The organism is Pseudomonas syringae pv. cilantro (assembly GCF_001293775.1).
GTDB classification, from domain to species: Bacteria; Pseudomonadota; Gammaproteobacteria; order Pseudomonadales; family Pseudomonadaceae; genus Aquipseudomonas; species Aquipseudomonas syringae_P.
Map to the genome: position 1 here is coordinate 192,323 of NZ_LGLN01000081.1, position 22,313 is coordinate 214,635.

Here is a 22,313-nt window from a genome sequence, read left to right on the forward strand (position 1 = left end):
ATTGCGTAGCGCCGGGTAGATAAGCAAACGAGTTGCAGGAGCATTCAAAATGCGTTGGGGTACCTATTTTGCCGTGCTGGCGTCGGTATTGGGCGTCGGTCTGGCAATGGGCGTCAGCATGCCGCTGGTTTCATTGCGTCTGGCAGGCTGGGGCTACGGCTCATTTGCCATCGGCATCATGGCGGCGATGCCCGCCGTAGGTGTGTTGGTGGGTGCGGCGCTGGCCAGTCGTCTGGCGGCGCGCTTCGGCACTGCCAACCTGATGCGTCTGTGCCTGTGGGGCGGGGCTGTGTCGGTGGGCGCGCTGGCGCTGTTGCCGTATTACGGGATCTGGCTGATCCTGCGCCTGACGCTCGGCGTGATTCTGACCATCGTCTTCGTGCTGGGTGAAAGCTGGATCAACCAGTTGGTGATCGAGCGCCTGCGCGGGCGACTGGTCGCACTGTATGGCAGCACGTATGCACTGAGCCAACTGGCGGGCCCGTTGCTGCTGGGCGTCATCGGCACCCAGGCTGACTACGGCTTCTGGATCGGCGTGCTACTGCTGGTCGGCTCGCCTTTTCTGCTGCTGGGAAGAACCGGCGCACCGTCGACCGAGTCCTGCAACGTCACCTTCACCGACCTGTTCGGCTTCTGTCGCGGCATGCCCGCCATCGCCTGGGCGGTGGCGCTGTTCGCGGCCTTCGAGGCGCTGATCCTGACGCTGCTGCCGCTGTACTGCATAGGCCACGGCTTCACGCCGGAAATCGCCCTGATCATGGTCAGCGTCGTGGTGGTTGGCGATGCGTTGCTGCAACTGCCGATCGGCATGCTCGCAGACCGCATCTCGCGACGCGCAATGTTCACCGGCTGCGCGTCATTGCTGCTGGCGTCCAGTCTGCTGGTGCCGCTGCTGATCGATACCGTTCTGATCTGGCCGCTATGGACTGTGTTTGGTGCCAGCGCCGGCGGGCTGTTCACCCTGTCGTTGATCCTTATCGGTGAGCGCTACCGCGACGACGCACTGGTTCGCGCCAACGCGCACGTCGCCCAGCTCTGGGGCATTGGCTGTCTGATCGGGCCTTTGGCGGCAGGTGCGGGCAGCCAATGGGTCAGTGGAGAAGCCTTGCCGCTGCTGATGGCGGCAGGCGCGTTCGGTCTGCTGATACTGATCAGGCGGCGCGACGCTTTCGGAGCACCGGCAGCGCCTGCTTAAAGCATCCGCTCAAGGCCGATGGCGCGGCTCATCCATGCGTTGAAGCGCCGCCACAGGTCGCCCGGCTCGGTGTGCAAGGTGTGGAGCTGGCCGTTGTCCTCGGTCACCCACACCACCTTGCCGTCTTCCAGACGCGCCTCATATGTGAGCGATGGCGCCATGCCCTGCAAGGTCAACCCACGCAGTTCTTCGGCCAGTTGCGGACTGTCGACCAGCACCCCGACTTCAGTGTTCCACAGCACCGAACGCGGGTCGAAATTGAATGAGCCAACGAAGACTTTCTGCCGATCAAAGATCATCGCCTTGCTGTGCAGACTGGATTCGGAGCTGACCAGCGAATCACTCTTCTTGAACAAATGCGGACCATTGCTGCGCATGGTTTCGGTATCGCCAGGCTGGCGGCGCAGCTCGAACAGCTTTACCCCGTGCTCCAGCAGCGCCTTGCGATACGGCGCATAACCGCCATGCACAGCGGGCACATCGGTGGCCTCCAGCGAGTTGGTCAGCAGGCTGACCTTGACGCCGGCATCGGCACGCCCCGTCAGGTACAGCAAACCTTCCTGACCCGGCACGAAGTAGGCGGAGATCAGCATCAACTCCTTGCGCGTGCTCAACAACTCAGGCGCCAGCTGCGTGGTGAGCAACAAATGCGGATCAGGCTCGCCCTGCGCCAGCACTTTGGTCGGCGCATCCCACAGCGCCTGGTTGTACGCCCAGACCAGCTCGTTGAGCCAGGTTTTCATGCGTGGCTGCGTCTTGTAGGCCATCAGCCGCTCATAAAGGGCCTTGTGCTGTTGATGCGCCTGTTCCAGTGAATCGTCCAGTTTCTTGCGGGCCTCCGCCAGGTCCTTGCGGTCCGGCAGGAAATACATGAAGTCGCCGATCGGCTTGCTGAGCGTGCTGTTCCAGTACTGATCGAAACTGTGCCCCAACTGTTCGGCGACCGGCCCGACGCTCAGCATGTCGATATCGGTGAAATTCAGGTTCGGCTCGGCATCGAAATACTCATCACCCAGGTTGCGTCCACCAACGATCGCGACGCTGCTGTCGGCCAGCCACAGCTTGTTGTGCATACGCCGGTGCTGACGCGACAGGTTCATCAAGCGCCCCAGGCTGCGTGTGATGCCGGTCTCACGCCCGAGGTTCTGCGGGTTGAACAGCCGAATCTCGATGTCCGGATGCGCCGCCAGCGTGGCAATCGCCTGATCCAGCCCGTCGCTGGTGGTGTCGTCCAGCAGGATGCGCACGCGAACGCCACGGTCAGCAGCCTTGAGCAACTCGTCAATCAGCGCGCGCGTACTCAAGCCGTCATGGACGATGTAGTACTGCAGGTCGAGGCTGCTTTTGGCGTTGCGGATCAGTTCGGCGCGCGCCTTGAATGCGTCGCTGCTGTCGGGCAGCAAGCGAAAACCCGAGCGCCCCTCGTGCGGCATCGCCATGGTCTGGATCGAACGGCCGAACGCCGAGCCCGAGGGCGGCATGGCCTGGCTTGGCTCGCTGGCGATTTGCTGATGTGCGCAACCGCTGACGCACAAGGCAACCAGCAAGCAAAAGGGCAAGGCCCATGAAGTGTTCACATTGATTTCCGCGTCTGGACTCGACTTGGCGATATGACCCGCAAAACCGGGAAAGATTTGCCAGGCTCAGTCAGTTTGCGCAATCAGTGACGCAATGGTCTCGCCCACGATGCGAACTGCGCTCTCGATTTCCCGCGTGGGTTTCGACGCATAGTTCATGCGCAGGCAGTTTCGGTACTTGCCCGACGCCGAAAAAATACTGCCCACCGCGACCTGCACACCCTTGTCCAGCAAGACGCGATTCAGGCGCTGGCTATCGAAGTCTTCGGCCAGTTCCACCCACAGCAGGAAAGCGCCTTGCGGGCGACTGGCGCGGGTGCCTTCGGGAAAGTAACGCATCACCCAGTCGATGATCTGATCGCGACTGCGCTGGTATTGCGTGCGCATCCGCCGGACGTGCGGCTCGTAATGACCGCCTTCGAGAAAATCGGCGATTGCCAGTTGCGGCTGCGGCGCCGTCGAGCCGGTGCCGATGTATTTCATGTGCAGCACCTGCTCCAGATAACGGCCCGGCGCTACCCAGCCAACGCGCAAACCGGGCGCCAGCGTCTTGGAAAATGAACTGCACAGCAGCACGCGACCGTCCTCGTCAAAGGACTTGATGGTGCGCGGGCGAGGGTAGTTGTAGGCCAGATCGCCATACACATCATCCTCGATGATCGCCACGTCAAAGCGTTGCGCCAGGCTCAGCAACGCGCGCTTGCGGGCTTCGGGCATGATGTAACCCAGCGGATTGTTGCAGTTGGGCGTGAGCTGGATGACCTTGATCGGCCACTGTTCAAGGGCCAGCTCCAGCGCCTCGAGGCTGATGCCGGTCAGAGGGTCGGTCGGAATTTCCATGGCTTTCATGCCGACGCCCTTGAGGGTCTGCATGGCGCCAAAGAAGCTCGGTGAATCCACCGCCACGATGTCACCCGGCTGGCAGAGGGCACGAATACTGGCCGATAGCGCTTCGTGGCAGCCGGTCGTGATGATCAGGTCATTGGCGGTCAGGTTGCAGCCCGAATCGAGCATCAGGCGGGCGATCTGCTCGCGCAGTCGCGGCACGCCGTAGATGTTGTCGTAATACAGACCCGGCATGTCCTGATGGCGACTTAGCTGCCCCAGCGCGCGCATCAGCGGTTTCAGCGTAGGACTGGTGACGTCCGGCATGCCGCGCCCCAACTGGGTCACGGCATCGCGGGGCGCAACCCGAATCAGATCCAGCACCTGATCCCATTGCGAGATATCCACAGGCCGCTGCACCGGCCGCCCTACGGCGGGCAACGCCGGTGCTCGCTTGCTGACGGACACGAAATACCCGGATTTGGGTTTCGGCGAGGCCAGCCCGTTGTCTTCCAGCACCCGATAGGCCTGCTGCACGGTACTCAGGCTGACACCATGCTCCACGCTCAAGGCGCGCACGGAAGGCAGACGGTCGCCGGGACGGTAAAAGCCGTTTTCGATGCGCGAGCCGAGCAGCTCGGCAAGATTGACGTAGAGCGTCATGGCGTACTCTTTATTTTTACGGACTACAAAACCATACAGACACAGCAAAAATATAGCATTCAGTCGAGCATTCACACTCACTGTATGGAAAATATAAAATATTTTTGAATCTGTAATGGTTTTGCGTTCCGTCCCATTATGGGGTCACACCCACCCAGGATGAGGGAACCGTAAATGAACGGGTTCAGCGATGTACGCCTAGCGCTTCACCGTCAGGAATTGAATGAATATCGGCCCGTCATGCTCAGGACGGTACGTCCCGAGCAAGCTGATGCGCTGAAGGAAATGAGTCGCTGGGCGCTGTACCGTCACCGCTGGACATCGCGCCGCACGTTGCTGGATCTGACTGACGATCAACTGCGCGACATAGGTCTCGACTTCCAGCAGGCCAGAGCCGAGGCCATGAAGCCGTTCTGGAGGACGTAAGCGTTCAGCGCAGCTCTTTCAAGCGGTGCCAGAGCATGCCCAGCGCCAGTAGTGGCGAACGCAGATGCTTGCCGCCGGGGAAGGTCATGTGCGGCACGTTGGCGAACAGTTCGAAGCCATCGCTGTGTTGCCCGGCGATGGCTTCGGCCAGCAAGCGACCGGCCAGATGCGTGGCGTTCAGGCCGTGCCCCGAGTAAGCCTGTGCGTAGAACACGTTCGGATGCTGCTTGAGTCGGCCGATCTGCGGCAGGCGATTGGCACCGATGCCGATCATTCCACCCCACTGATAATCGATCTTCACGCCGGCCAGTTGCGGAAATACCTCCAGCATCTTCGGCCGCATATACGCCGCAATGTCTTTCGGGTCACGCCCGGAATAATGACAGGCCCCGCCGAACAACAAGCGGCGGTCAGCGGACAGCCGGTAGTAATCCACGGTCACGCGCTGGTCGCAGACCGCCATGTCCTGCGGCAGCAACTCGCTGGCCTGCGCCTCACTCAGCGGTTCGGTCGCAATGATGTAACTGCCTGCGGGAAGCACCTTGCCGCTGATTTCCGGGTTCAGTTCATTCAGGTAGGCATTGCAGCCCAGCACCAGCGTTTTTGCCGATACCGAGCCTTGTGCCGTATGCACTTTGGCCTGCGGGCCGTAATCAATGCGCGTCGCGGCAGAGTGCTCGAACAGCTGCACGCCCAGTGATTGCGCGACAGCCGCCTCGCCCAGCGCCAGATTCAACGGATGCAGATGCCCGGAGCCCATGTCGATCAGCCCGCCAACGTAGCGTTCAGAACCCACCACACTGCGCATCTGATCGGGCGGCACCAGTTTCAGCGCGTGGCGATAACCCAGGCTGCGCAGCTCATCCGCATCCTCGGCGAGGCTGGTCAGGTCACGCGGTTTGTTGGCCAGATCGCAATAACCCCATTTCAGGTCGCAATCGATGCCATGCCGTTCGATGCGCTGGCGGACAATCTCCACCGCTTCGATGCCCAGCAGCTTGAGCTGACGCACGCCGTCAGTGCCGATGACATTGGCGAACTGTTCGACACCATGCCCGACACCGCGAATCAACTGCCCGCCATTGCGCCCGCTGGCCCCCCAGCCGATCTTGCGCGCTTCCAGCAGTGCAACGCTAAAGCCGCGCTCGGCCAGTTCGATGGCGGTGTTGAGCCCGGAAAATCCACCGCCCACGATGCACACATCGACGTTCAATTCGCCTTGCAGTGCAGGGCGATCCGGTTGCGGATGGCTGCTGGCGGCGTAATAGGAGGCGGTGTGCTGATCGTGACGGGCTGGCTGCTGAACGCGGGCGTTCATGGATTTTTCCTGTTGGCGGTGTCTGAGTGGTCTGGAGGATAAGCCGCTGTCATGCCGCTGCCAACTGAGGCAAACTCCCGGCATTGCGTCCGGGTGGTCTATTCAATGAGCTGCAACCGTCAGAAAGTCCTCGATTTGCGACGTCAGATTCCCTCGTTCGAGTGCGTGCCTGGCTGTCATGACTGCTGCGGCCCGGTTACGACATCGCCCGAAGAAATGTCACGTCTGCCACGCAAGACCGCTGCCGAGCAGGACGCCGCGCTGGACGAACTCAACTGCGTGCACCTCGGCCCGCAAGGCTGCACGGTGTATGAAGAACGTCCGCTGATTTGCCGCCTGTTCGGCACCAGCGCCAGCCTGCCGTGCCCCAATGGCCGACGTCCGGTCGAGCTGATTCACCCTCGGGTCGAGAAGCAGATACACGAGTACATGGCATCGACCCGGCAAGTGCTGGTGTAACTGCCAGCGTCAGTCGGCAATCGGCAGGTTCAGGCTCTCTTTCACTTCTTCCATCACGATATAGCTTTTCGATTCGCGCACGTGCGGCAGCTTGAGCAGGATATCGCCCAGCAGCTTGCGGTAGGACGCCATCTCGGAAATACGCGCCTTGACCAGATAGTCGAAGTCGCCGGACACCAGATGGCACTCCAGCACATGTGGCAGCTTCAACACCGCGCGGCGAAACTCTTCGAAGGTGTCACCGGACTTGTAATCCAGGCTGATTTCCACGAACACCAGCAGGCTGGCCTTGAGGCTTTGCGGGTTCAGGCGGGCGTTATAACCCATGATGATCCCCTCGCGCTCCAGCCTGCGGACCCGTTCCGTGCAGGGTGTGGTCGAGAGGCCAACCCGCTCGCCGAGCTCGGTGAACGAGATGCGCCCGTCCGCCTGAAGAATGCGCAGGATGTTGCGGTCGATCTTGTCCAGCTCGCGGTTTGACTGGTGTTGAGTGCGCACGGGTAAATTCCCCTCTGGCAAAGCGTTATTGGCCGTGAATAAACGCTAAATATAGACGTTTATACAGTGAGAAGCACTGCCTGCTGCTCAATATACTGCGCACATCCTTGCTTAAAACTCAGAAATATCAGCGGATATCCGCGATGAGGTCGTCGACATGCGTGTTCTGGTCCTTGGTAGTGGTGTGATCGGTACAACCAGTGCGTACTATCTGGCGCGTGCCGGCTTCCAGGTGACTGTGGTGGATCGCCAGCCTGCGGCGGGCATGGAAACCAGCTTTGCCAATGCCGGCCAGGTCTCGCCGGGCTATGCCTCGCCATGGGCCGCGCCGGGTGTGCCGCTCAAAGCGATAAAGTGGCTGTTGCAGCGCCACTCTCCGCTGGCGATCAAGGCCACAACGGATATCGATCAGTACCTGTGGATGGCGCAAATGCTGCGCAACTGCACGGCCAGCCGTTATGCCGTCAACAAAGAGCGCATGGTGCGACTGTCCGAATACAGCCGCGACTGCCTTGACGAGCTGCGCATCGAAACCGGCATCGCCTACGAAGGCCGCAGCCTGGGCACCACTCAGCTGTTTCGCACCCAGGCGCAACTGGACAATGCCGCCAAGGACATTGCCGTGCTGGAGCAGTCGGGCGTCCCTTATCAATTGCTGGATCGCGAAGGCATCGCCCGGGTCGAACCCGCACTGGCCGGTGTTACCGGCATCCTCAGCGGCGCACTGCGCCTGCCCAATGACCAGACCGGCGACTGCCAGCTGTTCACCACCCGGCTGGCCGAGATGGCAATCGCGCTGGGCGTCGAATTCCGTTACGGGCAGAACATCGAGCGCCTCGACCACGCTGGCGACCGCATCAATGGCGTGTGGATCGATGGCAAGCTGGAAACAGCCGACCGCTACGTGCTGGCGCTCGGCAGTTACTCGCCACAGCTGCTCAAGCCGCTGGGTATCAAGGCCCCGGTGTACCCGCTCAAGGGCTACTCGCTGACCGTGCCGATCACTAACCCTGACATGGCGCCGACGTCGACCATTCTCGATGAAACCTACAAGGTCGCCATTACCCGTTTCGACAACCGTATCCGGGTCGGCGGCATGGCGGAAATCGCCGGTTTCGATTTGTCGCTCAATCCGCGTCGACGCGAAACACTGGAGATGATCGTCGGTGACCTCTATCCTCAGGGCGGCGACCTGACCCAGGCCAGTTTCTGGACCGGGTTGCGTCCGACCACGCCCGACGGCACGCCGATCGTAGGTGCGACACCGTTCCGTAACCTGTTCCTCAATACCGGTCACGGCACGCTGGGCTGGACGATGGCGTGCGGCTCCGGCCGCCTGCTGGCAGACCTGATTGCCTGCAAGACGCCTCGAATCAGTGCCGAAGGTCTCGATATCTCTCGCTATGGCAACACCCAGGAGAATGCAAAGCATGTCAATCCAGCGCCAGCTCACCAATGAGCGCATGAGTCAGGTCGTTGTCCATAATGGCACCGTTTATCTGTCGGGCCAGGTCAGCGATGACCTGACTGCGGGCGTAGAGCAGCAGACCAAGGAGATCCTCAACAGCATCGAGCGTCTGCTCGACCTGGCCGGCACCGACAAGACGCGCATTCTGTCAGTCACCATTTACCTGAAAGACATCGACGCCCACTTCGCCGGCATGAACAGCGTGTGGGACAAATGGCTGCCAAAAGGCTTTGCACCCGCGCGGGCGACAGTCGAGGCCAAGCTGTGCGAGCCGGAAATTCTGGTCGAACTGTCGGTGGTGGCTGCACTGCCTTAACGCTTCACACGTGCCCGGCGACCTGCTCACGGCGTCGAGTACTTTCCTCTGTCTATTTTCTTCAGGCGATCAACGTCACCATGCGTCCAGCCCGCGCCCTTATCGATCTCCAGGCACTGCGCCACAACTATCAACTGGCCCGTGAAAGCAGCGGCGGCAAAGCCCTCGCGGTGATCAAGGCCGACGCCTACGGGCATGGCGCAGTGCGTGTGGCTCAAACACTCGAAGCGCAAGCCGACGGCTTTGCGGTGGCCTGCATCGAAGAAGCGCTCGAACTGCGTGCGGCGGGTATTCGCGCACCGATTCTGCTGCTGGAAGGTTTTTTCGAGGCCGACGAGCTGGCCCTGATCGTCGAGCATGACGTGTGGACCGTTGTGCACTCAACCTGGCAACTGGAGGCCATCGAGCGCGCGCATCCCGGCAAGCCGTTGACTGTCTGGCTCAAGCTGGACACCGGCATGCACCGCGTCGGGCTGCATCCGTCCGAATATCGTGCGGCTTATCAACGCCTGCTGAGCACCGGCAAAGTGGCGAAAATCGTCCTGATGACTCACTTCGCCTGCGCGGACGAGCTGAATAGCCCGTCCAGCGCGGAGCAGTGCGCGGTGTTCGAAGCGACCTGCCAGGGCCTGGCGGCAGAGACCAGCCTGAAGAATTCTCCTGCCGTGATGGGCTGGCCGAAGATTCCCAGCGACTGGTCGCGCGCCGGCATCATGCTGTATGGCGCGACGCCGTTCGATCAGGCGCAGCCCTTGGCCAAGCGTCTGCAACCGGTCATGACTCTGGAATCGAAAATCATCAGCGTGCGTGACCTGCCAGCCGGTGAAGCGGTGGGCTACGGGGCGACGTTCGTCACCGACAAGCCTTCGCGTATCGGTGTGGTCGCGATGGGCTATGCCGACGGCTATCCACGTCACGCCCCGACCGGAACCCCCGTGCAGATCGACGGCCAACGCTCCCGGCTGGTCGGGCGGGTGTCCATGGACATGCTCTGCGTCGACCTCACCGACCTGCCGCAAGCGGGCATCGGCAGCCGGGTCGAACTGTGGGGCAAAGCGGTGCTGGCCAGCGACGTCGCGGCGCAGGCAGGCACCATCCCGTACCAGATATTCTGCAATCTGCGGCGCGTTCCGCGAGTCTATTCCGAAAACTGATTTCCGAGCATTCCCGCTGCTCCCTCGCTGTGCCGGTGCTTGTCGAAGTGTTGTAAATATCGAACGCTGTTGCCATGATGGCGCTCGTACCGACTTGACCTGACAAAAACTGAGGGAATATCGCATTGGACGTGGGTGAACGGCTGCAATCGATCCGCAAGCTCAAGGGCCTGTCCCAGCGCGAACTCGCCAAGCGGGCAGGTGTGACCAACAGCACCATTTCCATGATCGAGAAAAATAGCGTGAGCCCTTCAATCAGCTCCCTGCGCAAGGTGCTAAGCGGCATTCCCATGTCCATGGTCGAGTTCTTCTCGGAAGAGACCGTGCCGGAAAATTCGGCACAAGTGGTCTACAAGGCCAGCGAGCTGATCGATATTTCCGATGGAGCAGTGACCATGAAGCTGGTCGGCAAGTCGCATCAGGGCCGCGCCATTGCTTTTCTCACTGAAACCTACCCGCCGGGTGCCGATACCGGCGAAGAAATGCTGGTTCACGACGGTGAGGAGACCGGCATCCTCGTGGAAGGGCGGCTGGAGCTGGTTGTCGGGCTCGATACCTACGTGCTCGAAGCGGGCGACAGCTACTATTTCGAAAGCACCCGACCGCATCGCTTTCGCAACCCGTTCGACGTCCCGGCGCGCCTGATCAGCGCCGCGACGCCGGCCAATTTCTGACACCTTGCCGCGATGAGTGCTGCGTGAAACTGACCCGGAAGATGCTGAGCATTACAGGCGTTTTGACGCTTTGGGCCGTCAACGCCCAGGCTGCCCGAGCCCCTGACGAGATCATTGCCGCGCATTGCGTGGCCTGCCACAGCGTGGGCCTGCTCAACGCGCCGAAAATCGGTGATACGCCAGCGTGGGAAGAACGCGCGAAGAAAACCGGCGGCCTTGATGGCCTGCTGGCCAGCACGATCAAGGGCATCGGCATCATGCCCCCGAAAGGCACCTGCGGCGATTGCACCGATGAAGAACTGAAGAGCGTAATACAGAGCATGTCCGGGCTGGAGTGAATCTCGCCGAAGGCCATGCGGACCAGACGATGCTTCGCTCCCATGGCCGTCGGCCAGAATCAAAAGCGGATTTATATATAACTCAGAGCGATCTAGCGTGGGGATGAGAGTGAACCCACACACTCATCCATGCAGCACTTTCGCTTCGTCACCGGTCCAAGCTGCATCCAATAATAATTCAGGAGAGCCGGGATGCCGTATTCCTGTTCCATCGAGCAAGCCGTCGATCACGTTCTGGCGCAGTTACCCGAGCACATTCATCTCGGCATGCCGCTGGGCCTCGGCAAGCCCAACCGGTTCGTCAACGCCCTGTACCAACGCATCAGCCAGTTGCCCGAGCGGCGGCTGACGATCTATACCGCCTTGACACTCGGCCGCCCCACGCCGGGCGAAGGCTTGCAGGCGCGCTTTCTGGAGCCTTTCCTGGAGCGGACCTTCGGTGATTACCCGGAACTTGATTACCTCGCCGCGCTACGTCGCGACAAATTGCCCCCCAACATCCGCGTCCAGCAGTTCTTCATGCAACCGGGCAGCCTGCTCGACAGCGCGCCCGCTCAGCAAGACTACGTCAGCAGCAATTACAGCCACGCCGCGCGCGACATCAACGCCAACGGCCTGAACCTGATTGCCCAACTGGTGGCGCGTGATGATCAGCGACCGGGCAAGCTTAGCCTCAGTTGCAACCCCGACGTGACCCTTGACCTGCTGCCGATGATTGCCAAACGACGCGCCGCCGGGGAGACCATTCTGCTGCTCGGCCAGGTCCACATCGACCTGCCGTACATGCCAGGCGACTCGGAGCTGGACGTCGAGGCCTTCGACCTGCTGCTCGACGAAGACGAGCACAGCACACTGTTTTCCACCCCGAACATGCCGGTGGGTTATCAGGATCATCTGATCGGCCTGCACACCAGCACGCTGGTGCGCGATGGCGGCACGTTGCAGATCGGCATTGGCTCGATGGGCGATGCGCTGACCGGTGCCTTGCTGGCCCGCCAGGCCGACAACGAAACCTGGCGCCGCCTGCTGGCCGACCTGAACATGAGCAACTGGCAGACCCTGATCGACCGCGAAGGCGGTACTCAGCCTTTTGCCAGCGGGCTTTACGGTTGCAGCGAAATGTTCGTCAACGGCCTGCTGGTACTGGCCGACGCCGGAATTTTGCGGCGCAAGGTGTATGCCGATGCCGAGCTGCAACGGCTGGCCAATATGGGCACGCTGGACGAGGACGCACATCCCGACGGCGTGGTTGTGCATGGCGGGTTCTTTCTCGGGCCGGCGAGTTTCTATGAACGACTGCGCGAACTGCCGACCGAACGGCTGGCGCAATTCAACATGACCTCCATCAGCTACATCAACGAGCTGTACGGCCAGGAAGACCTCAAGCGCCTGCAACGCCGTGATGCCCGTTTTATCAACAGCGCGTTCACCGTCACCCTGATGGGCGCGGCGGTGGCCGATCAGCTGGAAGACGGCAGGGTGCTCAGCGGTGTCGGCGGCCAGTACAACTTCGTCGCTCAGGCCCACGCACTGGAAGGCGCCCGTTCGATTCTGATGCTGCGCAGCTGGCGCGAGTCAGGCGGCGAGGTGAGCTCCAATATCGTCTGGCAGTACGGCCACACGACGATCCCCCGGCACTTGCGCGATATCGTCGTGACCGAATACGGCATCGCCGACCTGCGCGGCCAGACCGACGCCACGGTGATCGAGCGGGTGCTGAATGTCACCGACTCGCGGTTTCAGCCCGGCCTGATCGAGCAGGCACAGAAGGCTGGCAAGCTGCCCAAGGATTTCCATCTCGACCCGCGCTTCACGCAGAACACGCCGGAGCGACTGCGGGACATCGCAGCGCATTACCCGTCGCTGTTTACCGAATACCCGCTGGGCTGCGACTTCACTGCCGAAGAACGCGACCTGCTGCGCGCGCTGAACTGGCTGAAAAGCAAACTCAAGCTGAGCGAGATTCTCGACCTGGGCAAAGCCACCCTCGACGCGCCGGAACCGGAAGCCTTCCAGCAGCACCTGCAACGCATGCAACTGGACAACCCACAGGGCCTGCGCGAGGAGTTGTATCAGCGCTTGCTGCTGGCCGGATTGCAGAATACAACCGGGCTGACGGGGTGATCACTCGATGAGCGCTCTAGGGTCTGTTCCCGTTTCATCGCGGCCGCGTCGGAGTCTGTTTTGCCGCGAGGCAAGGCANCTGGCCTGGCGAGATTTGGCCCAGCAACGCGGCTCGTGATGAAACGGGAACAGACCCTAGCGTGGGCACAAGAGCCATAGAAGAGCCAACGCCAGCTACACCACCGAAAGCACCAACATCAATGCAGCAACAATCCCGCACACAGCAAACAGCTGCTGCACGCGCGGGCCGGCGAGGTAGCAGGCGATCTGCCTGCCGCCGATCAGGCCGAGTACCGCACCACACGCAAACGGTGCGCCCACCGACCAGTGCATCACGCCACTCAGCGACGCGGTGATGACGCTGCCGGTCGAAACCAGTGCGATCACCGCAAGTGACGTCGCCACCACGCTTTTCACGTCCAGATCGCTGTAGCGGGTCAGCGCCGGAATGATCACGAATCCGCCGCCCACGCCCAGCAGACCGGACAACAAACCGGAGCCCATGCCGGTCAGCGTCAAGGCGCGCAGACACGGCATGGTCCAGCGCAGTCGTCCTTGCAGCGGGTTGAGCACGCAGGGCAGGGTGTCTGCGCGCGGAGCAGGGCGGCCGTCGCGCAGCTCACGACGGGCCCTCATGAACATGCGCCCGCAGGCATACAGCAACACGGCAGAAAAGATCAGCGCCAGCGGCGCATTGGGCAGACGATGAGCGAGCCACAGGCCGAGCGGAGCCGCGAGCACGCCGATGCCGGCGATGTAACCCGCAGCCCGATAGCGGACGATGCCCTGACGCAACCCCAGCACGGCACCGACTCCGGCCGCCAGCCCCACTGCCAGCAGGCCGACAGGGGCCGCTTCGACAATCGTCAGCCCCAGCCCGAACACCAGCAACGGCACCGCGAGGATACCGCCGCCCGCCCCGGTCAATGCCAGCACCACACCGATAATCGCGCCCAGACCAGCACCCAACAGTTGATGCTCAACCATGCGGTGCATCAGTCTTTTTCGGCTTGGCCAGCCACTCGCGCCCTTTGAGCATGCCGTGCCAGTACAGCATAGGCAGCGCGCGCTCCTTCAGCCACCATGCCAGTCGGGTCGGCTTGCGCCCATCCAGTAACCAGTTCGGGAAGCTCGGTGCGACCTTGCCGCCGTAAGTGAACTCGGCGAGCACGATCTTGCCCTTCTCGACGGTCAGCGGGCAGGAGCCATAGCCGTCATAAGTGGCCGTTTCGCTCAGGCGGCCCAGCGCCACCAGCAGGTTATTGGCCACCACCGGAGCCTGCTTGCGTGCGGCGGCAGCGGTTTTGGCGTTGCTGGTGTTGGTGGCATCGCCCAGCCCGTGAACATTGGCGAACTGCCGATGCCGCAGCGTGGCAGGGTCCACATCTACCCAGCCGGCTGCATCGACAAGCGGGCTGCGGCGGATGAAATCAGGCGCAGTCTGCGGTGGTACAACGTGCAACATATCGAAGCGTTGCTCGACTGTTTCGCTGCTGCCGTCCGGCAGGCTGCGGATAAACGTTGCACGCTTGCCCGGCCCGTCGACTGACACCAGCCGATGGCTGAACCTGAGGTCGATGGCGTAGCGATCCACGTAACTCATCAGCGCCGGAACGTAGTCCGCGACCCCAAACAGCACGCCGCCTGCGTTGTAGAACTGCGTATTGATCTGCGCGAGGCGCCCGGCTTTCAGCCAATGATCGCAGGACAGGTACATGGCCTTCTGCGGCGCGCCTGCGCATTTGATCGGCATCGGCGGCTGGGTGAACAGTGCGCGACCTTGTTTCAGTTCCTGCACCAGTTGCCAGGTATACGGCGCGAGGTCAAAGCGGTAGTTGGACGTCACGCCATTGCTGCCAAGGGTTTCGACCAGCCCGTCGATGGCTTCCCAGTCCAGCTTAAGGCCGGGGCAAACCACCAGTTGCTGATAGCTGATCGTGCGCCCGTCTTCCAGCGTCAACGCGCTATCCTGCGGTTCGAAGCTTGCCACCGCAGCCTTGATCCACTGCACGCCTTCAGGAATCAGCGACACCATGCTGCGCGCCGTCGACTGCGGTTCAAAGATGCCGGCGCCGACCATCGTCCAGCCTGGCTGGTAATAATGAGTGTCGGCCGGATCAATCAGCGTGATCTGCAGCGAAGCATCGCGGACGAGCAGGCTTGCGGCGGTGGCGATACCGGCCGCACCCGCGCCGACGATCAGGATCTGGCAGGTGATGTTCGAAGCATTCATTGCAGGATTTCCAGAAGCGGGCAGGGTTCAGAGCGCATTGAGCGGGATCTTCAGATAGACGACGCCGTTGTCTTCCGGCTCCGGAAAGTGCCCGCAGCGCATGTTGACCTGCACCGACGGCAGCATCAGCACCGGCATTTCCAGCGTCATGTCGCGGGCTTCGCGCATGTTGACGAACGTGTCTTCATCGATACCGTCATGCACATGAATATTGCAGGCGCGTTGCTCGGCGACGGTAGTCATGTATTTCAGCGCCCGGCCATTGGGCAGGTAGTCGTGACACATGAACAGGATGGTCTGTGGCGGCAAGGCGAGCAGCTTGTGAATCGAGCGATACAGCGTGCGCGCATCGGCACCCGGAAAATCACAGCGGGCGGTGCCGTAGTCGGGCATGAACAACGTGTCGCCTACGAATGCGACGGTCTTGTCTCCGACCTGCACCAGATAGCTCATACAGGCCGGGGTGTGCCCTGGCGTATGCATGGCTTTCACCTGCAGCGTGCCGATGGCGAAAGACGCGTCATCCTCCAGCAGCACATCGAACTGACTGCCGTTGCGTGCAAAATCGGGCGATGCATTGAACAGCGCACCGAAGGTTTTCTGCACCGCTGTGATGTGGCTGCCGATCACGATCTGCCCACCGAGCTTTTGCTTCAGGTAAGGCGCCGCCGACATATGATCAGCGTGTACATGGGTTTCGAAAATCCATTGCACGGACGCCTGCAACGCACGCACCCGGCCAATCATCCGGTCGGCAGACTCGGTGCGTGTGCGACCGGATTTGGGGTCGTAATCCAGCACGCTGTCGATCAGCGCGCACTGCTTGCTGTGCATGTCCATCACCAGATAACTGATGGTCCCGGTATCGCTGTCGAACAACGCTTCGACGTAAAGCTTTTCACCAATGATCATGCGCACTTCCCATGGCTGTAATCGCCTTCCAGACCGCTACCGCGGACTGGGCGGTTGGCAGTCGTCATTTGGCAGTCGCGATGGACCTGACTGCCATGCCCTCTCACGTATCTCACACCCCAACGCTCGGCGTTATACATGAGCCCTGAAGAGGTCAGGAAAATCGTGCTTTTTTTGGGAATACCATCGAGTGCCCTACCTGAACGTCACAACCCCGCCCGCCAGCGATTCGACCCGTGCCAGCGACTCTACACGATAGCCCTGTGCATCCAGCTCGGCGCGACCGCCCTGGAAGGACTTCTCGATGACGATGCCCACCCCGGCAACCGTTGCACCCGCCTGTTTGATGATCGAGATCAGTGCCTGCGCGGCTTTGCCGTTGGCCAGGAAGTCGTCGATGATCAGCACCTTGTCGTTGCTGTTCAGATGGCGCGGCGAGATGGCCACGGTACTTTCCACCTGTTTGGTGAACGAGTAAACGCTGGCCGACAAGAGGTTTTCGGTCAGGGTCAGCGACTGGTGTTTGCGGGCGAAGATCACCGGCACACCCATGTTCAGGCCGGCCATCACTGCCGGTGCGATTCCGGACGCTTCAATGGTCACGATCTTGGTCACGCCTGCATCGGCGAACCGCCGGGCGAACTCGTCACCGATGTCCTTCATCAACGCCGGGTCAATCTGATGGTTGAGAAACGCATCGACCTTCAGCACCTGATCGGACAGTACGATGCCTTCTTCGCGAATCTTCTTGTGCAGTGCTTCCACTTCAATTCCCCGGCTGCGCCATTGCGCAATAAATGATCAATTTCGTGTGTCGGCTAGCGTTTCAGCATGGCGCGAATGTCGGCCAGCGCGGTGTTGCCGCGCACCGCTTTGACTTCTGTCGGCGTGTCGTCGTTGCCTTCCCAGGCCAGATCGTCAGGGGGCAATTCATCCAGAAAACGGCTGGGCGCGCAGTCGATGATTTCCCCGTACTGCTTGCGTTTGGCGGCGAAGGTGAACGCCAGGGTCTGCCGCGCGCGAGTGATGCCCACGTAGGCCAGACGGCGTTCCTCTTCGATGGTATCGGCTTCGATGCTGGAGCGGTGCGGGAGGATCTCTTCTTCCATGCCCATGATGAACACATAGGGAAATTCCAGGCCCTTGGATGCATGCAAGGTCATCATCTGTACGCCTTCGGCACCGTCTTCCTCTTCCTGCTGACGCTCAAGCATGTCGCGCAAGACCAGCTTGCCGATGGCTTCCTCAATGGTCATGCCGCCTTCTTCGTCCTTTTCCAGCGTGTTTTTCAGCGCTTCGATCAGGAACCAGACGTTGCTCATCCGGTAGTCAGCGGCCTTTTCGCTGGAGCTGTTCTGGCGCAGCCAGTTCTCGTAATCGATGTCCATGACCATGCTGCGCAACGCGGCGATAGGGTCGTTCTGCGCGCATTGCTGGCGCACGCCATCCATCCAGCGTTTGAAGCGCTGCAAGCGGTCGGTGTAACGGCTGTCCAGATGCGCACCAAGACCGATCTCGTCGGTGGCGGCGTACATCGAGACCTTGCGCTCGGTGGCGTAGTTGCCAAGTTTTTCCAGCGTCGTCGAGCCGATTTCGCGGCGCGGAACGTTGATCACCCGCAGAAAGGCGTTGTCGTCATCCGGGTTTACCAGCAGGCGGAAGTAGGCCATCAGGTCTTTCACTTCCTGACGGCCGAAGAAACTGTTGCCGCCTGACAGGCGATACGGCACCTGATGGTGCTGCAGTTTCAGCTCGATCAGCTTGGCCTGGTAATTACCGCGATACAGAATGGCGAAATCACTGTAAGGCCGGTCGGTGCGCAGGTGCAGGGTGAGGATTTCCATCGCCACCCGCTCGGCTTCGGCGTCTTCGTTGCGGCAGCGAATCACCCGGATCTCGTCGCCATGGCCCATGTCGGACCACAGTTGTTTTTCGAAAGCATGCGGGTTATTGGAGATCAGGACGTTGGCACAACGCAGAATGCGGCTGGTCGAGCGGTAGTTCTGCTCCAGCATGACGACTTTCAACGACGGATAATCGTCCTTGAGCAGCATCAGGTTTTCCGGCCGTGCACCGCGCCAGGCGTAGATCGACTGGTCGTCATCGCCAACCACTGTGAACTGGTTGCGCGAGCCAATCAGCAGTTTTACCAACAGGTACTGGCTGGCGTTGGTGTCCTGGTACTCGTCCACCAGCAGGTAACGCACCTTGTTCTGCCATTTCTCCAGAACGTCGGGGTGTTCCTGGAATAGCTTGACCGGCACCAGGATCAGGTCATCGAAGTCCACCGCGTTGTACGCCTTGAGCGTGCGCTGATAGTGGGTGTAGACGATGGCGGCGGTCTGTTCCTTGGGGTTGCGAGCGTTTTCCAGCGCCTCGGCAGGCAGGATCAGGTCGTTTTTCCACGAGCCGATCATGTTCTTGATTTCGTCGACGCCGTCGTCGCCCGAATACTCTTTCTGCATGATGTCGGTCATCAGGGCCTTGACGTCCGTCTCGTCAAAGATCGAGAACCCAGGCTTGTATCCCAGCCGCGTGTGTTCCTTGCGGATGATATTCAGGCCCAGGTTGTGGAACGTCGACACCGTCAGACCGCGCCCTTCGCCCCCCCTGAGCAATGTGCCGACCCGCTCTTTCATCTCGCGCGCGGCCTTGTTGGTAAAGGTCATGGCGACGATGTACTGGGCGCGGATGCCGCAGTTCTGGATCAGATGGGCAATCTTGCGGGTGATCACGCTGGTCTTGCCGGAACCGGCACCGGCGAGCACCAAAAGAGGGCCGCCGACGTAGTTCACGGCTTCCTGCTGCCGGGGATTGAGTCGGGACATGGCGGTATGAAGCATCGTCTGCGAAAAAGGTCGGGCATTTTAACAGGCCCACGGGTTTGTGCAGCGATCATCGTCACCGGCAGTGACCGCTATCTAATTTTTCTGGTTTTGTTACATTTGCGCCGCAACGCGACGATACGTGTGCCTGTCACGCTCCCTGAAGAGTGCGGCCACCGATTTTTCCTTTGTACTTAGGAAGTTAGATTGCCTACGCCTGTCGAACCCTTGCAATTGCTATTGTTGGCGCACGAGCCTTTCTGGCAGGCGCTCGTGAGCGACTGCCTCACAGCGCCAGGCGGCAACATAACGCTGGTGTCAGCCACTCATTGGGATGCTTTCGATGTGCGTCATGGCAACCAGCGCAATACCGTGCTGTTGACGACACCCGAGCTGCAACCCCGCACCGGCAGCTGCCTGTTACCCACGGTTGTGCTGCTCGAAGAGGAACCGCTGGTCGGACCGAGTGGCGTCAGTGACTGGCTGGTGCGGGATTCGCTGACCGGTGATGCCCTGCGCCGATGCCTGCGTTACGTGCACGAACGCGGCCGCCTGGAAGACAGCCTGCGACGCTTGGCGGGTCAGGACCCGTTGACCGGCATCGCCAACCGCCAGGGTTTTCAGGTGCTGCTGGCGTCTCGTCTGGCCGAAGGCGGCGATCTGGCGCTGGGCCATCTGGACCTCGACAACTTTCGAAGCGCTAATGATGCACTGGGCCATCAGGCCGGTGACCGGCTGATCATGCAGGTCGTGGCCCGCCTGAAGAACCAGCTCGACGCTGGTGACCAGATCGCGCGTCTGGGCGGCGATGAATTCGCACTGCTGATCGATACCCGCAACACACCCGAACGCGCCATGCAGCTGGCTGAACGGATCACCGACGTGCTGTCAGAGCCTTACTGGGTCGACGGTGAAAGCCTGTTGCTCGGCTGTAGCCTGGGGATCGCCCATTCGCAAACCGAACCTGAAGTCGATCCGCTGATGTGGCATGCGCATATTGCCATGCGTCAGGCCAAGAGCACGCAGGGCTGCACCTTCCACCTGTTCGACGAGCGCATCAGCCGCAACGCCCGCAGCCTCGCGGACCTCGAAGGTGAACTGCGACGCGCCTTGCGCCGCGACGAAATGGAGCTGCATTACCAGCCACGGCTTTGCCTGCAAACCGGGCGCATCGTCGGGCTGGAGGCACTGGTGCGCTGGCGTCATCATGAGCACGGGCTGTTGCCGCCCAGCGAATTCGTGCCGCTGGCCGAACAGAGCGGCCTGATCGTGCCGCTGGGCTACTGGGTGATTTTTCGGGCTTTGCGCGACATGCAGGCCATGCGCGAACAGGGCTTTGCGCCTCTGCACATGGCAATCAACCTGTCGTTCCGGCAGTTTCAGGACAGCCAGCTACTCCCGACGCTCAGCCGTCTGATCGAAGAACACGACGTTGATGCGCGCTGGCTGGAATTCGAACTGACCGAAACCTCGGTCATGCGCCGCACCGATCAGGTCAGGCAGACCATGGAAGCGCTGGGCCGGCTGGGTGTTCGTTTTTCGCTGGATGACTTCGGCACAGGCTATTCGTCATTCATGCACCTTAATAGCCTGCCCATCGCGCTGCTCAAGGTCGACATGGGCTTCGTCGGGCAGATGGAGTCACGCGAAGAAAACCGCAAGCTGGTCCACGCGATGATCAATCTGGCGCACAACCTGAACCTGGAAGTGGTTGCCGAAGGCGTCGAAACGATCGGACAAATGGCCTTGCTGCGCAGTTTCGGCTGCGATCAGGTGCAGGGCTATCTGATCAGCAGGCCGCTGCCGATGGCGGCGCTGGTGAAGTATCTGCGCTCGGGGGCCGGCTACACGGAGGTATCGAAGTCGGGATGACGGTGTGCCGGCTCAGCCCGGCACCGCAACGCCCGATGCTTCCCGGCGTAACAGGCGAGCCGTCTTCCACTCGAACGCGTAAGTCAGCGCCGCCGCCGAGCAGAGCAGGCCCAACGCCAGCCCCCACCACACGCCCGGCGCCCCAGCGTTGGCATAAAACCCGAGCACCCACGCGGCTAGCGCCGCGATCAGCCAGTAACAACCGAGGCCGATCAGGAACGTGGTACGCGCATCCTTGAGCCCACGAATCGCGCCCATGGCAATGGTCTGAGTGCCGTCGAAGAACTCGAACCACGCGGCGATTGCCAACAGCTTCGCCGCCAGCACGACAATCTCGGCAAATGCCGGGTCATCGAGGTCCAGAAACAGACCGATGACCCAATGCGGGGCCAGCCAGAACAGAATCCCGAACATCAACATCACGGTGCCGCCAAAACCGATGCCCACGCGTCCGGCGGTGCGCGCCATGAGCATGTTGCCAGCGCCGTAGTGCTGACCGATCCGCATGGTCACCGCATAGGAAATACCCACCGGGATCATGAACGCCATGGACACCGTCTGCAGGGCGATCTGGTGCGCTGCCATCTGCGTACTGCCCATCGCCCCCATGCAGAAGGCCGCGAAGGTAAAGAGCCCGACTTCCACCGCGTAAGTCCCGCCAATCGGCAGGCCGAGGCGCCACAGCTCTTTCAGATGACTGCGCGACAGTTTCGACAGACCTTTGCTGATCGGATACGCCGCATAGGCCGGATGCCGCTTGATGTGCCACGCCAGCGCCAGTGCCATGCAGTTGGTCACGACGGCGGTGACCAGACCGATGCCCATCAACCCGAGGTTCGGCAAGCCGAGCCATTGATGAATCATCGCGTAATTGAGCACGAAGTTGGCGACTGCGCCGGCCACGCTGATGGTCATGACCGGCCCCGCACGGCCCAGCGCACTGGTGAAGCCGCGCAGCGCCATGAAGCTGAGCAGACCAGGCAGGGCAAGGGGCAGGGTGATCAGAAATTGAGCAGCCATGTGCACGTTGGCTTCGGCCTGACCGAACTGCAACAGCACCGGTTCTAGGTTCCACAACACCAATGCAGCCACCAGTGCCATGCCCCACGCCAGCCACAACCCGGCCTGCGTCAGACGCGTCGCCCCCTCGGTATCGCCGGCCCCATGGCGAATGGAAACCAGCGTACCGACCGCCGCCATCACACCGACACAGAAAAACGAGATAAAGCTGTAGGTCGCCGCGCCCAGACCACCGCCAGCCAGCGCTTCGGGGCCGATCTTGCCCATCATGACGGTGTCGGTGAAGACCATCAGCATGTGCGCCATTTGTGAAGCGATCAGCGGCCCGGCCAGACGCAGGATAATCCAGAGTTCTTTGAGGGCGGGCTGCTGCATGTTGGCGGTGCTCTACGGCGAAGGACGAATGAGCCGCGTAT

20 protein-coding genes are annotated in these 22,313 nt (G+C 61.3%); 10 read left to right on the forward strand and 10 right to left on the reverse strand.

The window, feature by feature from the left end; translation table 11 throughout:
* The first annotated feature begins 49 nt into the window (after positions 1–49).
* A complete protein-coding gene (locus tag ABJ99_RS23385) occupies positions 50–1,195 on the forward strand; it encodes an MFS transporter (RefSeq protein WP_054087819.1) in 1,146 nt (381 codons plus the stop codon).
* Here ABJ99_RS23385 and ABJ99_RS23390 read toward each other — a convergent pair.
* On the reverse strand, positions 1,192–2,772 hold the full coding sequence (locus ABJ99_RS23390; protein WP_054087820.1) for a phospholipase D family protein: 1,581 nt from the start codon (positions 2,770–2,772) through the stop codon (positions 1,192–1,194). The two genes, ABJ99_RS23385 and ABJ99_RS23390, sit on opposite strands and share 4 nt — an antisense overlap.
* A 66-nt stretch (positions 2,773–2,838) precedes the next feature.
* Positions 2,839–4,260, reverse strand: coding sequence for an aminotransferase-like domain-containing protein (locus ABJ99_RS23395; RefSeq protein ID WP_054087821.1), 1,422 nt, complete (start codon positions 4,258–4,260; stop codon positions 2,839–2,841).
* A 174-nt stretch (positions 4,261–4,434) separates the two neighbouring features.
* Here ABJ99_RS23395 and ABJ99_RS23400 point away from each other — a divergent pair, with 174 nt between their 5' ends.
* Positions 4,435–4,686 (forward strand): DUF1127 domain-containing protein, encoded by a 252-nt coding sequence (locus ABJ99_RS23400; protein WP_054087822.1) that lies wholly within the window; start codon positions 4,435–4,437, stop codon positions 4,684–4,686.
* A 4-nt stretch (positions 4,687–4,690) separates the two neighbouring features.
* Here the strand turns inward: ABJ99_RS23400 and ABJ99_RS23405 are convergent, their stop codons facing one another.
* On the reverse strand, positions 4,691–6,004 hold the full coding sequence (locus ABJ99_RS23405) for an NAD(P)/FAD-dependent oxidoreductase (RefSeq protein WP_054087823.1): 1,314 nt from the start codon (positions 6,002–6,004) through the stop codon (positions 4,691–4,693).
* 105 nt (positions 6,005–6,109) lie between these two features.
* Between ABJ99_RS23405 and ABJ99_RS23410 the strand changes: the two genes are divergently transcribed.
* Positions 6,110–6,463 carry a YkgJ family cysteine cluster protein gene (locus ABJ99_RS23410; protein WP_054087824.1) on the forward strand — a complete coding sequence of 118 codons (354 nt, stop codon included), beginning with the start codon at positions 6,110–6,112 and terminating at the stop codon, positions 6,461–6,463.
* A gap of 9 nt (positions 6,464–6,472) precedes the next feature.
* Here ABJ99_RS23410 and ABJ99_RS23415 read toward each other — a convergent pair whose 3' ends face one another.
* On the reverse strand, positions 6,473–6,961 hold the full coding sequence (locus ABJ99_RS23415; RefSeq protein WP_004655323.1) for an Lrp/AsnC ligand binding domain-containing protein: 489 nt from the start codon (positions 6,959–6,961) through the stop codon (positions 6,473–6,475).
* A gap of 157 nt (positions 6,962–7,118) precedes the next feature.
* Between ABJ99_RS23415 and dadA the strand changes: the two genes are divergently transcribed.
* From dadA to ABJ99_RS23445, 6 genes are all read left to right on the forward strand, one after another.
* The gene (dadA, locus tag ABJ99_RS23420; protein WP_054087825.1) at positions 7,119–8,420 is read left to right on the forward strand and encodes a D-amino acid dehydrogenase; all 1,302 of its coding nucleotides are present in this window, start codon (positions 7,119–7,121) and stop codon (positions 8,418–8,420) included.
* A complete protein-coding gene (locus ABJ99_RS23425; RefSeq protein ID WP_054087826.1) occupies positions 8,392–8,745 on the forward strand; it encodes a RidA family protein in 354 nt (117 codons plus the stop codon). The genes dadA and ABJ99_RS23425 overlap by 29 nt, the downstream gene beginning before the upstream one ends.
* Before the next feature lie 80 nt (positions 8,746–8,825).
* Complete coding sequence (alr, locus tag ABJ99_RS23430) at positions 8,826–9,899, forward strand: alanine racemase (protein ID WP_054087827.1); 1,074 nt, start codon at positions 8,826–8,828, stop codon at positions 9,897–9,899.
* A 125-nt stretch (positions 9,900–10,024) separates the two neighbouring features.
* Positions 10,025–10,573, forward strand: coding sequence for a cupin domain-containing protein (locus ABJ99_RS23435; protein ID WP_054087828.1), 549 nt, complete (start codon positions 10,025–10,027; stop codon positions 10,571–10,573).
* 23 nt (positions 10,574–10,596) lie between these two features.
* Positions 10,597–10,911: a c-type cytochrome gene (locus ABJ99_RS23440; protein WP_054087829.1), complete on the forward strand. Its 315-nt coding sequence runs from the start codon at positions 10,597–10,599 to the stop codon at positions 10,909–10,911.
* 192 nt (positions 10,912–11,103) lie between these two features.
* Entirely contained in the window at positions 11,104–13,035 is a 1,932-nt protein-coding gene (locus ABJ99_RS23445) for an acetyl-CoA hydrolase/transferase C-terminal domain-containing protein (RefSeq protein ID WP_054087830.1), read from the forward strand.
* A gap of 174 nt (positions 13,036–13,209) precedes the next feature.
* On the opposite strand, the gene ABJ99_RS23450 is transcribed toward ABJ99_RS23445, so the two are convergent.
* The 5 genes from ABJ99_RS23450 to rep all read right to left on the reverse strand — a co-directional run bounded on the left by ABJ99_RS23450 (position 13,210) and on the right by rep (position 19,008).
* Positions 13,210–14,022: a sulfite exporter TauE/SafE family protein gene (locus ABJ99_RS23450; RefSeq protein ID WP_054087831.1), complete on the reverse strand. Its 813-nt coding sequence runs from the start codon at positions 14,020–14,022 to the stop codon at positions 13,210–13,212.
* Entirely contained in the window at positions 14,015–15,268 is a 1,254-nt protein-coding gene (locus ABJ99_RS23455) for an NAD(P)/FAD-dependent oxidoreductase (protein WP_054087832.1), read from the reverse strand. The genes ABJ99_RS23450 and ABJ99_RS23455 overlap by 8 nt, the downstream gene beginning before the upstream one ends.
* A 27-nt stretch (positions 15,269–15,295) precedes the next feature.
* Positions 15,296–16,180, reverse strand: a complete 885-nt coding sequence (locus tag ABJ99_RS23460; protein ID WP_054087833.1) for an MBL fold metallo-hydrolase — start codon at positions 16,178–16,180, stop codon at positions 15,296–15,298.
* 195 nt (positions 16,181–16,375) lie between these two features.
* A complete protein-coding gene (locus tag ABJ99_RS23465) occupies positions 16,376–16,945 on the reverse strand; it encodes a xanthine phosphoribosyltransferase (protein WP_054087834.1) in 570 nt (189 codons plus the stop codon).
* A 53-nt stretch (positions 16,946–16,998) separates the two neighbouring features.
* Positions 16,999–19,008 carry a DNA helicase Rep gene (rep, locus tag ABJ99_RS23470; RefSeq protein ID WP_054087900.1) on the reverse strand — a complete coding sequence of 670 codons (2,010 nt, stop codon included), beginning with the start codon at positions 19,006–19,008 and terminating at the stop codon, positions 16,999–17,001.
* 204 nt (positions 19,009–19,212) lie between these two features.
* Between rep and ABJ99_RS23475 the strand changes: the two genes are divergently transcribed.
* Positions 19,213–20,877: a putative bifunctional diguanylate cyclase/phosphodiesterase gene (locus ABJ99_RS23475; RefSeq protein ID WP_054087835.1), complete on the forward strand. Its 1,665-nt coding sequence runs from the start codon at positions 19,213–19,215 to the stop codon at positions 20,875–20,877.
* A gap of 12 nt (positions 20,878–20,889) precedes the next feature.
* On the opposite strand, the gene ABJ99_RS23480 is transcribed toward ABJ99_RS23475, so the two are convergent.
* Positions 20,890–22,272 (reverse strand): NorM family multidrug efflux MATE transporter, encoded by a 1,383-nt coding sequence (locus ABJ99_RS23480; RefSeq protein ID WP_054087836.1) that lies wholly within the window; start codon positions 22,270–22,272, stop codon positions 20,890–20,892.
* Between the last annotated feature and the right edge of the window lie 41 nt (positions 22,273–22,313).